Source organism: Streptomyces sp. NPDC001393, from assembly GCF_053597455.1.
Genome location: NZ_JBSFIH010000035.1, coordinates 56,503 through 75,080 on the forward strand (window position 1 = coordinate 56,503; position 18,578 = coordinate 75,080).

14 protein-coding genes are annotated in these 18,578 nt (G+C 72.2%); 8 read left to right on the top strand and 6 right to left on the bottom strand.

Features of this window, described 5'->3' with window-relative positions; genetic code table 11:
• Positions 1 to 3: 3 nt before the first annotated feature.
• From ACWC2T_RS30535 to ACWC2T_RS30550, 4 genes are read right to left on the bottom strand one after another with little or no spacing between them, the layout of a single operon-like run.
• Positions 4 to 1,209, bottom strand: coding sequence for an enolase C-terminal domain-like protein (locus ACWC2T_RS30535; protein WP_450673569.1), 1,206 nt, complete (start codon positions 1,207 to 1,209; stop codon positions 4 to 6).
• Positions 1,202 to 2,083 carry an alpha/beta hydrolase gene (locus tag ACWC2T_RS30540; RefSeq protein ID WP_450673570.1) on the bottom strand — a complete coding sequence of 294 codons (882 nt, stop codon included), beginning with the start codon at positions 2,081 to 2,083 and terminating at the stop codon, positions 1,202 to 1,204. The genes ACWC2T_RS30535 and ACWC2T_RS30540 overlap by 8 nt, the downstream gene beginning before the upstream one ends.
• Before the next feature lie 14 nt (positions 2,084 to 2,097).
• Entirely contained in the window at positions 2,098 to 3,762 is a 1,665-nt protein-coding gene (locus ACWC2T_RS30545) for a GH3 family domain-containing protein (protein ID WP_450673571.1), read from the bottom strand.
• Between the two features lie 49 nt (positions 3,763 to 3,811).
• On the bottom strand, positions 3,812 to 4,804 hold the full coding sequence (locus ACWC2T_RS30550; RefSeq protein WP_450673572.1) for an aldo/keto reductase: 993 nt from the start codon (positions 4,802 to 4,804) through the stop codon (positions 3,812 to 3,814).
• A 279-nt stretch (positions 4,805 to 5,083) separates the two neighbouring features.
• On the opposite strand from ACWC2T_RS30550, the gene ACWC2T_RS30555 reads away from it, so the two are divergent.
• The 4 genes from ACWC2T_RS30555 (at position 5,084) to ACWC2T_RS30570 (ending at position 12,443) form a co-directional block, all read left to right on the top strand.
• A complete protein-coding gene (locus ACWC2T_RS30555; RefSeq protein ID WP_450673573.1) occupies positions 5,084 to 8,944 on the top strand; it encodes a type I polyketide synthase in 3,861 nt (1,286 codons plus the stop codon).
• 374 nt (positions 8,945 to 9,318) lie between these two features.
• Positions 9,319 to 9,930 (top strand): TetR/AcrR family transcriptional regulator, encoded by a 612-nt coding sequence (locus tag ACWC2T_RS30560; protein ID WP_450673574.1) that lies wholly within the window; start codon positions 9,319 to 9,321, stop codon positions 9,928 to 9,930.
• A 161-nt stretch (positions 9,931 to 10,091) separates the two neighbouring features.
• Entirely contained in the window at positions 10,092 to 11,621 is a 1,530-nt protein-coding gene (gene miaB / locus ACWC2T_RS30565; RefSeq protein WP_450673575.1) for a tRNA (N6-isopentenyl adenosine(37)-C2)-methylthiotransferase MiaB, read from the top strand.
• A 90-nt stretch (positions 11,622 to 11,711) separates the two neighbouring features.
• Entirely contained in the window at positions 11,712 to 12,443 is a 732-nt protein-coding gene (locus ACWC2T_RS30570; RefSeq protein ID WP_450673576.1) for a class III extradiol dioxygenase subunit B-like domain-containing protein, read from the top strand.
• Positions 12,444 to 12,539: 96 nt separating this feature from the next.
• On the opposite strand, the gene ACWC2T_RS30575 is transcribed toward ACWC2T_RS30570, so the two are convergent.
• Positions 12,540 to 12,839 (bottom strand): antitoxin, encoded by a 300-nt coding sequence (locus tag ACWC2T_RS30575; protein ID WP_450673577.1) that lies wholly within the window; start codon positions 12,837 to 12,839, stop codon positions 12,540 to 12,542.
• 24 nt (positions 12,840 to 12,863) lie between these two features.
• Positions 12,864 to 13,157 carry a hypothetical protein gene (locus tag ACWC2T_RS30580; protein ID WP_450673578.1) on the bottom strand — a complete coding sequence of 98 codons (294 nt, stop codon included), beginning with the start codon at positions 13,155 to 13,157 and terminating at the stop codon, positions 12,864 to 12,866.
• Between the two features lie 183 nt (positions 13,158 to 13,340).
• On the opposite strand from ACWC2T_RS30580, the gene miaA reads away from it, so the two are divergent.
• From miaA to ACWC2T_RS30600, 4 genes are all read left to right on the top strand, one after another.
• Positions 13,341 to 14,279: a tRNA (adenosine(37)-N6)-dimethylallyltransferase MiaA gene (gene miaA / locus ACWC2T_RS30585; RefSeq protein ID WP_450673579.1), complete on the top strand. Its 939-nt coding sequence runs from the start codon at positions 13,341 to 13,343 to the stop codon at positions 14,277 to 14,279.
• A 353-nt stretch (positions 14,280 to 14,632) separates the two neighbouring features.
• Entirely contained in the window at positions 14,633 to 15,100 is a 468-nt protein-coding gene (locus ACWC2T_RS30590) for a hypothetical protein (RefSeq protein WP_450673591.1), read from the top strand.
• Between the two features lie 83 nt (positions 15,101 to 15,183).
• Positions 15,184 to 16,059: a diaminopimelate epimerase gene (gene dapF, locus ACWC2T_RS30595; protein WP_450673580.1), complete on the top strand. Its 876-nt coding sequence runs from the start codon at positions 15,184 to 15,186 to the stop codon at positions 16,057 to 16,059.
• Positions 16,060 to 16,342: 283 nt separating this feature from the next.
• Entirely contained in the window at positions 16,343 to 18,574 is a 2,232-nt protein-coding gene (locus tag ACWC2T_RS30600; protein WP_450673581.1) for a RelA/SpoT family protein, read from the top strand.
• Positions 18,575 to 18,578: the final 4 nt, after the last annotated feature.

Genomic DNA, 18,578 nt, shown 5'->3' on the forward strand with positions numbered 1-18,578 from the left:
GATTCACGCGGGAATGCGGGGCGTGCGACTCCCGGACGCGGCGACGGGGCGCCAGACGGGGTCGCCCTCGGTGCGGTGCGCCACGGCCCAGGCGGCGGCGCGTGCCGTGAGGCCGAGGCCGAACCCCGGGCCGGGCGCGGGGGCGATGGTGTTGGCCGACCGGTCCACGGCCGGGCGGGGCGAGACGACCATCTCCGGGAAGAACCGGTCGGACTGGCCGGCCTCGACGGTGAGGGCGTCCGGGTGCGCGAAGGCCAGGGCACGGCCCGCGTTGATCAGCGGACCGACCTCGGCGACCTGCACGCCGATCTGGAACCCGAGGCCGGCGCCGCGGGCGAGCCCGATCAGCCTGGCCGCGGTCACCGGGCCGCCGTTCTTGGCCACCCGGACGTTGAAGGCGTCGCAGGCCCCCGACTCCACGGCCCGGCGGGCGTCCTCGGGCGTGCACACCGACTCGTCGAGCATGATGCCCACCGCGGTGCGTCCCCGCAGCCGGGCGAGTTCCGCCCAGGAGCCCTTGGCCAGCGGCTCCTCCACGAGGTCTGTGCCGGCGTCGCTCAGGGCCGCCAGGTGCCCGGCGGCCTCGTCCGCGGACCAGCTCATGTTCGCGTCGACCATCACCGGGACCCGGTCGCCGAGGCGGGAGCGGATGGCGGTGACCGTGCGGACGTCGCGCCGGATGTCGTCGGCCGCCTTGACCTTGACGAAGTGGAACGGGCCGCGGGTGTCGAGGAACTCCTCGACGTCGAGGCTGAGATCGAGCACCTGGGACACGGGCAGCACCGCCGGACGCGCGGCCGGTGCGCCCCCGGCGGTCACCAGCCGGTCGCCGTCCAGCCCCAGCCGGCGACCCAGCAGGTCGAGCAGCGCGGTCTCCAGGAGGCAGAGCAGGTTGTTTCCGCCGCGCACGCCGAAGGTCCCGGCGACCCCGGTCGCGCGCAACCGGGCCAGCAGCGCCGCCGGTTCGCTCGACCGCAGCCGGGCGAAGACCGCGTCCAGTGGCAGGCTCAGCAGTTGCGCGGTCACGGAGTCGGTGGTCTCCCCGGTGACGTACGCCCGGGGAGCGCACTCCCCGAGGCCGGTCACCCCGTCGGCCTCCAGCCGCAGGAGGAGGCTGTCGGAGGCCGAGCGCCGCTTGGCGGGGTGATCGAAGCCGACCGCCATGGGCAGCTCGACCCGGTACAGGGTGGCCCCGGCCGGTTCAGGCATCACGGTCCAGCCCTGACAGCAGGGTGAAGGTGGACGCCCAGTCGACCAGCCGGGCCCGCACGTCGGTGTAGAACAGGTAGTGCTTGTCCGTCGCGAACTGGATCAGCGCGCCGTGCGCCCCGGTCATGCGCAGGAACGTGGCCCGCGCGTCGTCGAGGTCGACGATCGGGTCGGCGACCCCGGAGACAAACGCCGCCGGCACAGGGGGCAGGGCCCGCTCGGGCCGCATGTACAGTGCCTCCAGGCCGAGGAGTACGGCGCGGGAGCGGCGGGTCAGGGAGCGCACCGCCAGGTCGTCGTGGTCGATGAAGTGCCGGTGCCGGACCTCGTCGGTGAAGTCCTCCGCCCTGAGTCCGGCGTCCCACGGCTCCAGGCTGGTCTCGGCCGCGAGGGCCCGTTGCTCCTCGTCGTCGAGCGTGGCGTGCAGCTTGCCCAGCCAGGCCGAGCAGAAGATCGCCGCGTCGTACCGGGTGGTGAAGTCGGGGTGGTGCATGAGCGCCGCCATGAAGGAGCCGCCCAGGCAGTGCCCGAACAGCGACAGCGGCACCTCGTCACCGATCGCCTGCCGCACGTGCTCCAGCGCGGTCATGTAGTCGCGCAGCACGGTGTCCACGTCGGGCAGGGTCTGCCGATCGCCTCCGCTGATGCCGCTGCCGCGGCGGTCGAGGACGTAGAAGGCGATGTCGTTGTCGGCGAACTGGGGGCCGACCTCCCACAGCCAGCCCGCGTGCGACTGAAGCCCGTGGAAGTAGAAGACCGCTGCCTTGACCGGCCCGCGCGGGCGCCACAGGTGCAGCGCCAGCTCGGCGCCGTCGACCTGGATTCCCTCTATCTCGCGGCGGATGTTCTGCGGCGGCCTCTTGGTGTCGATCATGTCCGGACTCCCTCTCAGCGACCGGTGAGGACGGTGACGAAGTCGACGTCCCGCTGGAACGGCTTGTACTTGTACTGGGTGGCGTTGCCCGCCTGGCGCCGGCTCTCGACGTACCCGGCGATGGCGTCAAGGGGCACGGTGACGACCTCGAGCGCGCCGAGCCGGCCGCTGTCCCGCTTCGACGCGTACTCGATGTTGATCCGGTGCAGCGCGGCGTCCACCGCGCCGGACAGTTCACGGTCCAACTGCTCGGAGGGCTCGGGGACTTCGGTGACGACGACGTAGTTCGGCGGCTCCGCCCACCGCGGGCCGCACATGTAGAGCCCGGTGCCGAGGCCGAGGGCCGCGAGGCCCTGCTCGATGGCCTGGGTCACCTGGGACTCGGTGATCTTCTCGCCGGTGAAGGAGTGGAAGATGCCGTCGCGGTGCACGAAGTGCACCCAGGGAGTGCCGTCGACGATGCGGTCGACGTGGTAGATGTCCCCTGTCCACAGCCGGTACAGGCCGTTGCCCTGCGTCATGATCAGGTGGTAGTCGCGGCCCGGTTCCACCTCGTCGAACAAAAGCGTCTCCACCGGCTCCCCGCGCTCCACGAGTTCGCCCAGCGGGACCTCGGCCGGCACGAACTCGAAGAACGCCTGGGACACCGCGAGCGGCTGGCTGTGCAGTGAGTCGTCCACCGGGATGGTGGTGACTCCCTCGGTGCCGCAGCTCATGAACGGCAGCTTGGCGACACCCGGGAGGACCGCGTCCAGCTTGGCCGTGTAGAGCCCCGCGGAGGCGGAGAGCCAGCAGGTGTACAGGGTGAGGGACGGCCAGACGTCCTTGAGGCTGAAGTCCGGGGTGCGCAGCACCTCTTCGAGGCGCCGGGCGGTGTCCTCGTCCGGCCGGGTGTACGGCTGCCCGTCCAGGGTGCCCGCCCGCACCTCGGCCACCAGCCGGTCCCCGTGCTCGGCCAGCAGGTCGCGCAGCGAGATCAGGGTGCTCGGATTGATCGACGAGATGTAGTGCAGATCCTTGCCGACCAGGTGGCGGATGCGGTGGTACATGCGGCCCTCGTGGCTGTTCGGCACGTCGGGGCCGAACCACGGCGACTCGTACCACGGCGGGTTCCAGTCCCGGCTGTTGATCTGCGGGTGCCGGTTGCTGACGGCCTGGTGGCCGATGCCGTGCACGAAGTCGTAGACGTCCTCGCGCACGGTCTGGGTGTCGAGCGTCGCGTACGGGTGCGCGAGCAGTTCCGGGTGGTACTCCAGGTACGTCCCCCACATGGCCTTCATCGCCGGGATCCGGTAGGTGAGGAGCCAGTGCAGGGTGTACGGCACCAGCTTGGGCACCCCCGTGGTCCCGCTGGTCTTCAGCCAGCGCAGGACCGGACTGCAGGTCAGGGTGCCGCCCTTGGTCCGGGTCTCGCGCTGGATCTCGGGGACGAAGTCGTCGTAGCGCATCACCGGCAGCACCGAGCGGAAGCGGTCGGGGGCGCCGGCCAGGACGTCGTAGCCCCGCTCTCGCCAGTGGACCGAGCCCGCGCTCATGTCGATGATGTCGGCGAGGACGCGGTGCTGCGCCAGGCCGGGCTGCTTGAGATCGGCCAGCAGCGAGTCCCGGGCCTGCCGGCATTCGTCCGCGAACGCGGCACGTCGGGTGTGCCAGTGTTTCTGCCAATGAGGTATGTCCACGGCTGCTCCTGAGTGGTCTGAAACGGTCACTGTCGGGTGCCGGAGAGGATCAGCGGTCGATGTAGGCCATCATTCGGTCGTTGTAGCGAGGGCCCGCGACGGCGTCGGCGCGCACGGCGTTCTCGATCTCGGCCAGCGTGTCCGCGGTGAGGACCACCTCGGCGGCGCGGGTGTTCTCCTCCAGATAGGTGCGCCGCTTGGTGCCGGGGATCGGCACGATGTCGTCCCCCTGGTGCAGCACCCAGGCGATGGCGAGCTGGGCGGGGGTGAGACCGTGGCGCGCGGCCACCTCGCCGATCTTCGCGGCGATGGCCGTGTTGTGGTCGTAGTTGGCGCCCTGCAGACGCGGGTCGTGGTGGCGGAAGTCGTCCTCCGGGTAGTCCTCGGCGCGCTTGACCCCGCCGGTCAGGAAGCCACGGCCGAGCGGGCAGAAGCCGACGAGCCCGATGCCGAGTTCGCGCAGCACCGGCAGGACCCCGTCCTCCAGGTTGCGCTCCCAGACGGAGAACTCGCTCTGTACGACGGTCAGCGGGTGCACGGCGTGGGCCCGCCGGATGGTCTGCTCGCCGACCTCGCACAGGCCCAGGTGCCGGACCTTGCCCTGCCGGACGAGGCCGGCCATGGTCCCCACCACGTCCTCGATGGGCACCTTGGGGTCGACACGGTGCTGGTAGAGGATGTCGATGTAGTCGGTGCCGAGGCGCTTCAGGGACGCCTCGACGACCTCGACGATGTGCTCGGGCCGGCTGTCCGCCTCGGCCGTCGTGCCGTCCTTGAGCTTCATCGGGAAGCCGAACTTGGTGGCGATCACGGCCTGTTCGCGGCGGTCCGCGAGGGCGCGGCCGAGCAGTATCTCGTTGTCGTGGGGGCCGTAGGCCTCGGCTGTGTCGAACAGCGTGTAGCCCAGTTCCAGGGCGCGGTGGATCGTGGCCACCGACTCCCGGTCGTCGGGGGTGCCGTACCACTGGCTCATACCCATGCATCCGAGGCCCAGTTCGGAGACCTCGAGGCCCTGGCGGCCCAGCTTGCGCGTCTTCAGCATGCCTGCTCCTTGCTCTCGGCGGCTGACGTCCGCAACTGAAGCACATCTCTGTACTGAAGTTCAACAGACGACCGTGGTCAATGATCGATCAGTGCCCAATGAAAGGATCTTCGGGGCTTCAGGCGCCAACATGTCGTCAAAATCCCGGCATAAGGTCAAGTTCCGCAGCGGGTCGTCGGCTTGTGACGCCGTGTTAACGGCAGCTTTATGTATCTGACTGGAGAACAAGTTTGTTCTTCGGTATAGATTTGGACCACCGACTGGGAGGAAGGCCACCGAATGAACACGCATGAACCGATCGCGATCATCGGCATGGGTTGCAGGTTCCCGGGCGCAACGGGGGTAGATGAGTTCTGGACGCTGCTGGAGAGCAACACCGACGCCGTCGAGCTGGTGCCGCCGGACCGGTACGACGTGGCGGACTGGTACGACCCCGAGCCCGCCACGCCGGGCCGGCTGATCTCCCGTCACGGCGGCTTCCTGGCCGATCTGTACGGCTTCGACGCCGCGTTCTTCGGGATATCGCCGCGCGAGGCGCGCACCATGGACCCGCAGCAGCGTCTGCTGCTGCACACCGTGTGGGAGGCGTTCGAGGACGCCGGCGTCCCGCCGTCCTCGGTCCGCGGCAGCGGCGCCGGCGTGTTCGTCGGGCAGGCGACCGCCGACTACGGCGACGTGACCGGACGTTCCGCCACCGCCGACGTGCGCGCCATGGCCGGCAGCAGGCTGCGCGCCGTCACCTCCGGCCGGATCTCCCACGCCTTCGACCTGCGCGGCCCCAGCGTCGTACTGGACACCGCCTGCTCGTCCTCGCTGGTCGCCGTGCACGCCGCACGCCAGAGCCTGCTCACCGGGGAGTGCGACCTGGCCGTGGCGGCCGGCGTCAACGCCATCCTGTCGCCGACCGACGCGGTCGCCTACTCGCAGGGGCGGATGCTCGCGCCGGACGGCCGCTGCAAGTTCGGCGACAGCTCCGCCGACGGCTTCGTCCGCAGCGAGGGCGTGGGCGTGATCCTGCTCAAGCGGCTGTCCGACGCCCTTGCCGACGGTGATCCCGTGCGCGCGCTGCTGCTGGGCAGCGCGGTGACCAATGACGGCGACGGCAGCGGGCTGCTGCTCCAGCCCGCGGTGCCCGGACAGGCCCAGATGCTGCGCGCCGCTTGGCGCAGCGCCGGCGTGACCGCCTCCCAGGTCGACTACGTGGAGGCGCACGGCACCGGCACCACCGTGGGCGACGGGGTGGAACTGCGGGCGCTGTCCGAGGTGGTGAGCGAGCACGGAGCGCCCGCGGCGCCCCTGCCGGTGGGCTCCGTGAAGACCAACATCGGACACGCCGAGGCCGCCGCCGGCATCGCCGGTCTCATCAAGACCGTGCTCGTGGCCGAGCACCGCACGATCCCCGCCTCCCTGCATCTGGGCTCGCCGCAGGCCCGGCTCACCGAACCGGGGTGCCCCGTCACCGTGGTGGACCGCAACACCCCGCTGCGGCCCAGGAGCGAACGCGCGGTGCTCGGGGTCAGCTCGTTCGGCCTGTCGGGCACCAACGCCCACGCGGTCATCGGCGAGTTCGTCCCCGAACCGGCCGTGTCCGCGGACCGCGCCACCCCCGTTCCGGCCGAGGAGTCCGGCCCGCAGCTGCTCGTCCTCAGCGCCCGCACGCCCGAGGCGCTGCGCCGACTGGCCCTGCGCCACGCGGCCCACCTCGGCCCCGGTGGCCGCGGCCGCGGCCAGGCCCTGCGCGACATCTGCCGGTCGGCGGCGCTCGGACGGGACCACCACCCCTTCCGCCTGTGGGCCGTCGGCGACTCCCACGACGCCCTCGCCGACGTCCTGCGCGCACTCGCGCAGGACCGGCCGACACCCGACGGGGGGATGCTCGAGGCGGGCTTCGGCGGGCCGCGTGAGGTCGCCTTCGTCTTCCCCGGGCAGGGCTCGCAGTGGGCCGGGATGGGCCGGGACCTGCTGCGCACCTCCGCCGCCTTCCGCGCGGCCATGACCGAGTGCGACGCGGCCGTGCGCGAGGAACTCGGCTGGTCGGTGCTGGACCTGCTCCAGGACGAGACCGCGGAGTTCGGCGACGCCGTGGAGGTGGTGCAGCCCGCACTGTGGGCCATGGAGGTCGCGCTCGCCGCGCACTGGCGGGCCATGGGCGTCACGGCGGACGTGGTGGTCGGCCACAGCATGGGCGAGGTGGCGGCCGCGTGCGTGGCGGGCGTCCTGTCCGTGCGGGACGCCGCCGCGGTCATCTGCCGTCGCAGCAGCCTGATGCAGGGCCTCGCGGGACGCGGCGCGATGCTCGCCACGGAACTCTCCCCGCGGCAGGCGCGCGAGCTGATCGCGAGGTACGGCGACGAGGTGTGCGTCGCGGTGGAGAACTCCCCGCACGCCACCGTGCTGGCCGGCGACGCCGGGATCCTGAAGGAGATCGCCGACGAATTGCTGCAGCGCGAGGTGCACTGCCGCACCGTCAAGGTCAATGTCGCCTCCCACTCCCCGGTGATGGACGAGATCCGGGACGACCTGTCCGCTCGCCTCGCCCACCTGGAGCCCGGCGCGGCGCGCACGCCGATGTTCTCCACGGTGCGGTGCGCACCCGTCGAGGGCGCGGAACTGGACGCCGGCTACTGGGTGGACAACCTGCGCGAGCCGGTGCGCTTCGCCGCGTCCGTGCGGCGCGTCACCGAGCAGCGGGACGTGCTGTTCGTGGAGGTCAGCCCGCACCCGGTGCTCGGCCCGGCGATCGAGGACGTACAGCGTGACGCGGGTGTGCCCCCGGCCGTGGTCAGTACGCTGGTCCGGCAGCAGGACGAGTCCGTGGCGGCCGCCCGCGCCCTCGGACGGGTCTTCGCTCTGGGCGCCGCGGTCGACTGGCGGCGCTGGTACGGCGATGACACCACGCGGGTGCGGCTGCCGCTGTACGCGTGGGACACCGAGGAGCACCGTGCCGAAGCGGAGACGGAGCCGGCGCCGGCTCCGGCACACCTCGGCGAACGCCGGATCCGGCTGTCTCGGCTGGGCGTCGGGGCGCTGGGCACCGGTGTGACCGTGCGTGGCGTGTCCCTCGTCCCGCCGGTGGTGTACCTGCAGGCGGTCGCCGAGACGGTGCGCGACCTCGTCGGCGACGGACCCGTGGAGCTGCGGGACGTCCGCCTCGGCCAGGGGCTGCCGCTTCTGGCGGACGCGCCGGGGACGACGCTGGCGATCCGCTTGGACGAGCCCGAGGGGACGGCGGACCCGAGGGCGTTCGGCTTCCGTGTCGACGCGCTCGCCGAAGGGGCGGCGGACCCGGTGCTGTGCGTGTCCGGCACGGTACGGGCGGGCGACGGCCTGCCACAGACCGGTGCCGGGCCGCTCCAGGCGCCGTTGGACGACGTGCTCACCCGGTGCGACGAGTACGTCCCGGGCGCGGAGTTCTACCGCAGGGCCGAGGCCCGCGGTTACTCCGTGGCGCCCGAGCTGCGGGCGGTGCGGCAGCTGTGGCGGCGCGAGGGGGAGGCGGTGGCCAGGCTGGACGTGCCCTCCGGCACGGCGGCCGCGGGGGCCCTGGAAGCCAGTGCCCTGACCATGCTCGGGTCGTGGCCGCACCGCACCTTTGCGGACGACCCGGCCTGCGCCTACGTGCCGGTCTCCTTCGAACGCGTCGTGCTGGCCGCGGTGCCGGCCGGGGACACCTGGAGCCTGGCCCGGTTCACACCCGACGGCGACGGGGAGGGCGCGCGCTGCGACATCGCGCTCACCAGCGCCGACGGCCAGGTGCTCGCCGACTTCCAGGGCATCGCCCTGCTGCGGTCGCCGGGCCGCGCAGCGGCGGGGCTGCCGGAGCGCGGCGCCGGTGAGCTCTCCCGTCCGCGGCCGCCCGCCGAGCGGGCGACCCGCCGGGAGTCCGGGAGCGTGCCGTCGGCCGACCGGCGCCCCACCGCGGACCGGCTGATCATCCACACCGCGACGGTCCTCGGCACCACCGTCGACCGGGTGGACCCGCGGCGGTCACTGCGGGACCTGGGCCTCGACTCGCTGATGGCCCTCCAGCTCAGGCGCGTCCTGGAACAGGACCTCGGGGTGGAGATCCCGACCAGCCGCCTGCTGGGCGACGAGAGCGCGGCCGCCATAGCGGCCGAGCTCGAGGACGCACTCGCCTAAGGGGAGCTGCCGGGCCGCGACCAGTGGGCCGTACCGGGTCCCTGCACACCACCGGCGGCCGCACCGCGCTCCCTGCGGCGGTGCGGCCGCCCGCGGCGGTTCACGCCGCGCCGCCCCAGGGCTCACGCCGAGCCCGCCGCTTGAGACGCACTGGAGGCAGTCCGCAGCAATCGGGTACTGAGATGTATCGATGTACTACGGTATAAAGGAAGCCGTCGCCGTGGACGGGGGCCTGGCCGCGTCAGCAGATGCGCTGTCGTCGGAGAGCGGGGGGCACGGGGACGCCTCGACGGGCCGAGAAGAGAGAGCCGATGACGACTGAGGAAAACCAACCCGTTCGCCCCCCCGGCAGGCGGGAGCGGAGCAGGCAGCGCGTGCACGACCGCCTGTACGCGTCCGCCCTGGAACTCTTCGCCGAGCAAGGGTACGAACGCACCACGATCGACCAGATCACCGAGCGCGCCGACGTGGCCAGGGGAACGTTCTTCAACCACTTCCAGCGCAAGGAGGATCTCGTCACCACCTGGGCCCAGCAGCGTCAGGACAAGCTGCAGGCCCTCATGGAGAAGTCGCTGTCCCACGAGGACGACGACACCACCGTCCAGCTGGAGCGGTGCATGTCCGCCCTCGCCGACTTCAACGAGGCGGAACGCAATCTCACCCAGGTCATGCTGACCGCCTGGGTGAAGTCGGGCCAGCCCCTGCACGAGGAGCCGGAGTACGCCGGTCATGTCTTCGTCCAGGCCATCTCGGCCGGGCAGGTCCGGGGAGACGTCGCCTCCGACATCGATCCGGTCCTGGCCGGAAACATACTGCGGGACGCCTATCTCGGGCTCCTCTACCGCTGGAGCCAGTCCACCGACGAGAAGATCCCCTTGCACGTCGAACTGCGCGCCCTCCTCAGGATCGCGCTCACGGGCGTCCTGTCCTACTCCAAGCGCGGCTGGACGACCGAGCGGGCCCCGGACGGGGCCGGGGTCGCGTGACCTGACGCACCCGTACGGCGACCGGCGCCGCGGCCCTGCCCACCGGCCTGTACGCCGGCTGCCTCGGCCGGGCGGCCGTCCCACGCGGACCTCCAGCGAGGACGGCCACCCGGCCGCGGGCAGGCAGCAATCGCACTCCGCGGACCGCCTACCCTTGAGCCATGACCAGCAGCAGCGACCGGAGCCCGGCAGTGGACGTTCGATCATCCAAGACGTATGAAATCCGCACCTACGGGTGCCAGATGAACGTCCACGATTCCGAGCGCTTGGCCGGGCTGCTCGAGGAGGCCGGGTACGTACGGGCCCCCGAGGGTTCGGACGGGGACGCGGACGTTGTCGTGTTCAACACCTGCGCCGTACGGGAGAACGCCGACAACCGGCTGTACGGCAACCTCGGCCGGCTCGCGCCGAAGAAGGCTTCGCGGCCCGGCATGCAGATCGCGGTCGGCGGCTGCCTCGCGCAGAAGGACCGCGACACCATCGTGAAGAAGGCGCCCTGGGTGGACGTCGTCTTCGGCACGCACAACATCGGCAAGCTGCCGGTCCTGCTGGAGCGCGCCCGCGTGCAGGAGGAGGCGCAGGTCGAGATCGCCGAGTCGCTGGAGGCCTTCCCGTCGACCCTGCCGACCCGGCGCGAGAGCGCCTACGCGGCCTGGGTGTCGATCTCCGTCGGCTGCAACAACACGTGCACCTTCTGTATCGTCCCGGCCCTGCGCGGCAAGGAGAAGGACCGCCGGCCCGGCGACATCCTCGCCGAGGTCGAGGCCCTGGTCGCCGAGGGCGTCTCCGAGATCACGCTGCTCGGGCAGAACGTCAACGCCTACGGCTCCGACATCGGCGACCGCGAGGCCTTCAGCAAGCTGCTGCGCGCCTGCGGGACCATCGAGGGCCTGGAGCGGGTGCGGTTCACGTCCCCGCATCCCCGGGACTTCACCGACGACGTCATCGCCGCGATGGCCGAGACCCCGAACGTGATGCCGCAGCTGCACATGCCGCTGCAGTCCGGTTCGGACACCGTGCTGAAGGCGATGCGCCGCTCCTACCGGCAGGAGCGTTACCTCGGGATCATCGAGAAGGTACGGGCCGCCATCCCGCACGCCGCGATCACCACCGACATCATCGTGGGCTTCCCCGGCGAGACCGAGGAGGACTTCGAGCAGACCCTGCACGTGGTCCGAGAGGCGCGGTTCGCGCAGGCCTTCACCTTCCAGTACTCCAAGCGGCCCGGTACGCCGGCCGCGACCATGGAGAACCAGATCCCCAAGGAGGTCGTCCAGGCCCGCTACGAGCGGCTCGTCGCCCTCCAGGAGGAGATCTCCTGGGAGGAGAACAAGAAGCAGGTCGGCCGCACGCTCGAGCTGATGGTCGCCGAGGGCGAGGGACGCAAGGACGGCGCCACGCACCGGCTCTCCGGCCGCGCCCCCGACAACCGGCTGGTCCACTTCACCAAGCCGGAGCAGGAGGTCCGCCCCGGTGACGTCGTCACCGTCGAGGTGACCTACGCCGCCCCGCACCACCTCCTCGCCGAGGGCCCCGCCCTCTCGGTGCGCCGCACGCGCGCGGGGGACGCCTGGGAGAAGCGCAACGCCGCCGAGGCCGCGGCGCCGGCCGGCGTCATGCTCGGCCTGCCGAAGATCGGGGTGCCCCAGCCGCTGCCGGTCGCGTCGGGCAGCGGCTGCGGCTGCGACTGACGGGGTCGCGTACACCGGTGGTCGATCCGACCGACGTGCTCGTCGAGGACTGACTCGGCCGGGGTCGTCGTACGGCGTACCCTGCCGATCATGCTTGTCGCCGCCGCCGTCTGTCCCTGCCCTCCGCTGCTCGTGCCCGAGGTGGCCGCGGGCGCCGCTTTCGAGATGGACGCCGCGCGCGCGGCCTGCACCGACGCGCTCGGTGTGCTCGCCGCCGCCCGCCCGGACCTCCTGGTGGTCGTCGGGCCCGCCGAGCAGAGCGGGCGCGGATCGTTTCCGCAGGGCACCCTCGGGTCCTTCCGCGGATTCGGGGTCGACGTGGCGGTACGCCTCGGCCCCGCCACCGAGCACCCCGTCTCCGAGTACTCCGTCTCCGAGCGGGAGCTGCCGCCGTCGCTGGCCGTCGGCGCCTGGCTGCTGGAGCGGACCGGCTGGGCGGATGCCCCGATCGAGGGACTCGGCGTCGGGGAATCCCTCGCGCCCGAGCGGTGTACCGAAGCCGGAAGGGTGATCGGCGCCAAGGCCGGGCGGGTGGCGCTGCTGGTGATGGGGGACGCGAGCGCGTGCCGTACGGTCAAGGCGCCGGGCTACCTGGACGAGCGGGCGGCACCCTTCGACGCGGAGGTTGCGCGGGCGCTGGGCGCCGCGGACGTGGCGGCCCTGAAGGCGCTGGACGCCGAGCTGGCACAGGAACTGAAGGCCTCCGGCCGGGCCCCCTGGCAGGTGCTGGCCGGCGCCGCCGAGGGCGCGCATCTCACCGGCGCGTTGCTGTACGAGGACGCGCCGTACGGCGTGGGATACCTGGTGGCCGCCTGGTCGTAGCGGGCCGGCAGGGCTCCGGCGCGCGGGGAAACGGCGGACGGCCGGGAGCCGGTGGGCTCCACGGCCGTCCGCCGATCCGCATGCCGTTCACGAGACTCAGGAAGCCGGTGGCGGGCCCTCCGGCGGCGTGGGGGGCGTCGGATCGCCGGTGGCCTTGACCGGGCCGGGACCTTCCGGGCCGGGAGCTTCCTTGTGGGCGAGGCGGTCCATGGCCTGCTTGGCCTTGCCGGTGCCCGCCTGGATCCTGTCGCTGTACTTGTGCTTGGTCCGGTCGTCCACGACCTTGGCGGCCTTGTCGAGGCCGTGCTGGACCTTGTCCCCGTGCTGTCGCGCGAGGTCCGACACCTTGTCCTTGGCCGGGCCGAGCTTGGCCTTCATGTTGTCCAACAGACCCATGGTCCACCTTCCCTCGCGGGCCAGTTACCTGCGGGCGCCCTCGTCGGCCTCGCTGTCGGCGGCCTCCTCGGCGGACTGCTGCTTGGGGATGCCGGAGCCGTCGGACGGGTCGTCCGTCTCGGCGTCGGACCGCGCCGCCACGTCCTCGCTCCCGTCCCCGTCCGAACTCTTCGCCTCCGCCGATCCGGCCGCCTCCGCCTCCGCCGACTCCGCTTCCTCCGCCTCGGCCCCGGCCGGCTCCGTACCGGTCTGCGCCTCGGCGGCCGACGCCTCCGGAGTCGTCTTCGACCTGCCGAGGAGTCGTGCAAAAACGCCCATATCCACTCCATACGGTACTCGTGCGGGCGAATTCCCGCGTTACCCGGTGCGTACGGTTGCGCCGCCCGGGTCACCGCCTCCGGCGGTCCGGAGGGCGGTACCTCGCCACGGGCAACGACCCGGGACCCCACGCGTCACGTAACTCGTTCGAGGCGCCGCCAGGAGGTTTGCGAGACTGGTGCGGTGAGCAGTGCACCCTCCACCCCCCGTGTCATCGCCGTCGTCGGACCCACCGCGGCCGGAAAGTCCGATCTCGGCGTCTTCCTGGCCCAACAGCTCGGCGGGGAGGTCGTCAACGCGGACTCCATGCAGCTGTACCGAGGGATGGACATCGGCACCGCCAAGCTGACGCCCGAGGAGCGCGGTGGCATCCCGCACCACCTGCTCGACATCTGGGACGTGACGGTCACCGCCTCCGTCGCCGAGTACCAGAAACTGGCCCGCGCCCGGATCGACGCACTGCTCGCCGAGGGCCGCTGGCCGATCCTGGTCGGCGGCTCCGGCCTGTACGTCCGCGGAGCCGTCGACAACCTGGAGTTCCCCGGCACCGACCCCGCGGTCCGGGCCCGCCTGGAGGAGGAACTGGCGCTGCGCGGCTCGGGCGCGCTGCACGCCCGGCTGGCCGCCGCCGACCCGGAGGCCGCCCGCGCGATCCTGCCGAGCAACGGCCGCCGTATCGTCCGGGCGCTGGAAGTGATCGAGATCACCGGCCGCCCCTTCACCGCCAACCTGCCGGGCCACGACTCCGTGTACGACACCGTCCAGATCGGAGTCGACGTGGCGCGTCCGGAGCTGGACGAGCGCATCGCGCGCCGTGTCGACCGGATGTGGGAGGCGGGTCTCGTGGGCGAGGTGCGCGCACTGGAGGCGGAGGGGTTGCGCGAGGGGCGCACGGCGTCGCGTGCGCTGGGTTACCAGCAGGTGCTCGCGGCGCTCGCCGGGGAGTGCACCGAAGCGGAGGCGCGGGCCGAGACCGTACGGGCGACCAAGCGCTTCGCGCGCCGCCAGGATTCCTGGTTCAGGCGTGATCCCCGGGTGCACTGGCTGAGCGGGGCCCTGGCGGATCGCGGGGAACTTCCGCACCAGGCCCTGGCGTTGGTCGAACGACCGGTTACAGCCTGATCACGTCATGGCATCGGGATGCGCCGCCGGTCATCGCGCCCTTCGGCGCCGTGCCATCATCGAGCTTCGATCGACCAAGTGGAGCCTAGTTGGGAGGGCGCGTGGCGATGGAGGCCGGCCCTCGCGACACCGCACAAAGTACCGAGCACGTCACCACCGCGGGTGACGGGCCGGACCGGGGCGGCGGCCGTCCGACCGACGACTGCCCGGGCGGAGACCGGCTCAGCGGCGAGCGTCCGGGCGGAGACCGCCTGGATGAGCACCGGCTGCCCGAAGCCCGTCACCCCGAGGACCGGCCGGCGCAGGACCGCCTCACCGACGACCGGCTCACCGACGACCGGCTCACCGAGGACCTGCTCACCGAGGACCTGCTCATCGAGGACCGGCTGACCGAGGACCGCCTGACCGACGACGGCCCCGACGAGACGCCGGACGGCGTGACCGACGACGGGCCGGAGCCCGAGGAGATGTACCCGGGCGGTCCGGAGGTCGAGGTCGAGCTGCGCCCGCAGCGCAGGCTCCGCCTCTGGCAGCTCGCCCCCATCGTGGGTCTGTCCGCCGTCGGCTCCCTGATGTTCGCCTTCCCGCTCGCCTTCGACTTCGGCGACAGCGGCGCGGTGATCGCGATGCTGGGCCTGCTGATCTGCTCGTGCGCGGCGGGCTGGGGCATGATGGCGGCCCGCCGCGTGGGCTACACGTGGCCGGGCCTGCCCGCACGGGGCTCGGGCCGCCGCCCGGACTGGCGGGTCGTGATCGGGTACGTACTCCTGGTGGCCGTGGTGGCTGTCCTCGCGGTGTGGCGGGTGGCAAGGCTGCGCTAGCGCGCGCCAAGAGGGCGCGGGGCCCGGTGACGTAACAGAAGGCGCGGGGCCGGTGACGTACGACCGTCGCTTACGATCGAGGAATGAGCACGCGCGCGCGGATCCCCTTCCTCAAGGGCCACGGCACCGAGAACGACTTCGTGATCGTCCCGGACCCCGACAACGCCCTCGACCTCACCCCGGCCACCGTGGCAGTCCTCTGCGACCGCCGCGCAGGCATCGGCGCCGACGGCGTGCTGCACGTCGTACGGTCCGCCGCGCACCCCGAGGGCCAGGGGATGGCCGCCGAGGCCGAGTGGTTCATGGACTACCGCAACGGCGACGGATCGGTCGCCGAGATGTGCGGCAACGGAGTCCGTGTGTTCGCGCGCTACCTCCAGCACGCCGGACATGTGGGGGAGGGTGATCTCGCGATCGCCACGCGCGCGGGCGTGAAGACCGTCCACATCGCGAAGGACGGTGACATCACGGTCGGCATGGGCCGCGCCCGCCTGCCGGAGGGCGAGGTCACGGTGAGCGTCGGCGAGCACAGCTGGCCCGCGCGCAACGTGAACATGGGCAACCCGCACGCGGTGGCCTTCGTCGACGACCTCGCGCAGGCCGGGAACCTGTACGACCCGCCGCCGTTCAGCCCGGCCGCCGCCTACCCCGACGGGGTCAACGTCGAGTTCGTCGTCGACCGGGGTCCCCGGCACGTCGCCATGCGTGTGCACGAGCGCGGTTCCGGCGAGACCCGCTCGTGCGGCACGGGCGCGTGCGCCGTCGCCGTGGCCGCAGCCCGGCGCGACGGTGCCGATCCGGCCGTCACCGGAACCCCGGTCACGTACACCGTCGACCTTCCCGGCGGGCGTCTGGTCATCACCGAGCGGCCCGACGGCGAGATCGAGATGACCGGACCCGCCACGATCGTCGCCGAGGGCGAGATCGACAGCGGATGGCTGGAAAACGTCGTCAGCTGACCCGGCGTCACCCCGAGCAGGACGGCCCCCGGCTCCCGGATCAGCGGTTTCCGGTGACCGGGGCTGTTCGAAACAGCGGTCGATCCCAAGGCAGTTGGCGCAAACCCTAAACCTCCTTTCCGTCGCTCGAATGGGTGATCCGTTTCACGCTCGGCGAGAGGCGGTCGGTCGCACGTGGTGGGCTCGGTAGCATCAAGCACCGGCACGGACGGGGGAACGTCGCCATCCCTGAGCCGCGTACGCCCTGGGGCCCCGTCCGCCGGTCCACGAGCCGGAGGTGCCCATGAGTGCGGAGGCCACGAACCCTGCGACCCCTGGCCCGGTAGCGCCGACGGCGTCCGCGGCGGTCACCGCCGCCGCGGTGCCCAGAGCGGACCGCAGGAAGTCCCGGCCCCGGATCGACCTGCGCAGGCTCGGCCGGGCCGCGCTGCTCGGCCCCGCCGTGCGCGGCAAACTGCCCGACGCCATCAGCCATGTCGTGGAGGCGCACCGCGCCCACCACCCCGACGCGAACCTCGACCCGCTGCGCCGCGCCTACGTCCTCGCGGAGTCCTCGCACCGCGGCCAGATGCGCAAGAGCGGAGAGCCGTACATCACCCACCCGCTCGCCGTGACCCTGATCCTCGCCGAACTCGGCGCCGAGACCACGACCTTGACGGCCTCCCTGCTCCACGACACCGTCGAGGACACCGATGTGACGCTCGACCAGGTGCGGGAACAGTTCGGCGAGGAGGTTCGTTATCTCGTCGACGGCGTCACGAAACTGGAGAAGGTCGACTACGGAGCCGCCGCCGAACCGGAGACCTTCCGCAAGATGCTCGTCGCCACCGGCAGCGACGTGCGCGTGATGTCGATCAAACTCGCCGACCGACTGCACAACATGCGCACCCTCGGCGTGATGCGCCCGGAGAAACAGGCGCGGATCGCCAAGGTCACCCGCGACGTCCTCATCCCGCTCGCCGAACGCCTCGGCGTGCAGGCCCTGAAGACCGAGATGGAGGACCTGGTCTTCGCCATCCTGCACCCCGAGGAGTACGAGCACACACGCCGGCTCATCGCCGACAACGCCGCCCGCCCCGACGACCCGCTCGCCGAGGTCGCCGACGAGATGCGCGGGGTGCTGCGCGAGGCCGGCATTACGACCGAAGTCCTCATCCGCCCGCGGCACTTCGTCTCCGTGCACCGCGTGGCCCGCAAACGCGGACAGCTGCGCGGCACCGACTTCGGCCGCCTGCTCGTGCTGGTGAACGAGGACGCCGACTGCTACGGCGTCCTCGGCGAACTGCACACCTGTATGACGCCGGTCGTCTCGGAGTTCAAGGACTTCATCGCCGTACCGAAGTTCAACCTGTACCAGTCGCTGCACACCGCCGTCGCCCGCCCCGACGGTCAGGTCGTCGAAGTCCTCATCCGCACCCACCAGATGCACAAGGTCGCCGAGGCCGGCGTCGTCGCCCTCGGCAACCCCTACGCCCCGGCCCCCGACGCTCCCGCACCCGCCGAGGGTGAGCGCGCCGACCCCACCCGTCCCGGCTGGCTCTCCCGGCTCCTCGAGTGGCAGCAGGCCGCCCCCGATCCCGACACCTTCTGGTCCACCCTGCGCGAGGACCTGGCCCAGGACCGCGAGATCACCGTCTTCCGCCCCGACGGCGGCACGCTCGGCCTGCCCGAGGGCGCCACCTGCGTGGACGCCGCGTACGCCCAGTACGGCGAGGACGCGCACGCCTGCATCGGCGCCCGCGTCAACGGCCGACTGGCCACCCTCAGCACCGTTCTGAAGGACGGCGACACCGTCCAGCTCCTCATGGGCCAGGACCCGGCCTCCGAGCCCTCCCGCGAATGGCTGGAGCATGCCCACACCCCGGCCGCCCGCATCGCCATCCAGCGCTGGCTCGCAACGCACCCCGGCGGCGGCACCGGCACGGAGGACATGACCGGCACCCGCGCCGAAACCGCCGAGGGGACGGCCCCCGCGCGGCGCGCCGATGCGCCCCCGAGCACCCTCGCGGCCCGCCCGGCGGACGCGGCCCCCGCCGAGGGCGGCTCAGCGGCCCGGTCTCGCGGCGCCGACGTCCTCGTGGACCGGCCAGGAGCCTCCGTACGGCTCGCGCGCTGCTGTACGCCCGTGCCGCCCGACGAGATCACCGGCTTCGCGGTGCGCGGGGGAGTGGTGACCGTGCACCGGATGGAGTGCGCCGCGGTGGCGGACATGAAGGGCAGGGGGCGCGGGGAGATCGGCGTGCGCTGGGGGGACACCACCGAGTGCCGGGTCACCCTGGTCGCTGAATCGTTCGGCCGCCCTCATCTGCTGGCCGACCTCACCGAGGCGATCTCCTCGGCGGGCGTCGACATCGTCTCGGCGACCGTGGAACCGCCCAGCCAGCAGCGGGTACGGCACACGTACACCCTCCTGCTCCCCGACGCGGCCCGCCTCCCGGCCCTGATGCGCGCCATGCGGGACGTCCCGGGCGTGTACGACGTGGCCCGTGCCCAGCACCAGGCCCCGGGCTCCTGAAGGC

What these genes read in the sequence shown, in the direction of transcription:
- ACWC2T_RS30580 (WP_450673578.1), bottom strand. Translation starts at nt 13,157, where the DNA reads ATGGGCGTTTTTGCACGACTCCTCGGCAGGTCGAAGACGACTCCGGAG.
- miaB (WP_450673575.1), top strand. Translation starts at nt 10,092, where the DNA reads ATGACCAGCAGCAGCGACCGGAGCCCGGCAGTGGACGTTCGATCATCC.
- ACWC2T_RS30575 (WP_450673577.1), bottom strand. Translation starts at nt 12,839, where the DNA reads ATGGGTCTGTTGGACAACATGAAGGCCAAGCTCGGCCCGGCCAAGGAC.
- ACWC2T_RS30550 (WP_450673572.1), bottom strand. Translation starts at nt 4,804, where the DNA reads ATGCTGAAGACGCGCAAGCTGGGCCGCCAGGGCCTCGAGGTCTCCGAA.
- ACWC2T_RS30535 (WP_450673569.1), bottom strand. Translation starts at nt 1,209, where the DNA reads ATGCCTGAACCGGCCGGGGCCACCCTGTACCGGGTCGAGCTGCCCATG.
- ACWC2T_RS30600 (WP_450673581.1), top strand. Translation starts at nt 16,343, where the DNA reads ATGAGTGCGGAGGCCACGAACCCTGCGACCCCTGGCCCGGTAGCGCCG.
- dapF (WP_450673580.1), top strand. Translation starts at nt 15,184, where the DNA reads ATGAGCACGCGCGCGCGGATCCCCTTCCTCAAGGGCCACGGCACCGAG.
- ACWC2T_RS30540 (WP_450673570.1), bottom strand. Translation starts at nt 2,083, where the DNA reads ATGATCGACACCAAGAGGCCGCCGCAGAACATCCGCCGCGAGATAGAG.
- ACWC2T_RS30555 (WP_450673573.1), top strand. Translation starts at nt 5,084, where the DNA reads ATGAACACGCATGAACCGATCGCGATCATCGGCATGGGTTGCAGGTTC.
- ACWC2T_RS30570 (WP_450673576.1), top strand. Translation starts at nt 11,712, where the DNA reads ATGCTTGTCGCCGCCGCCGTCTGTCCCTGCCCTCCGCTGCTCGTGCCC.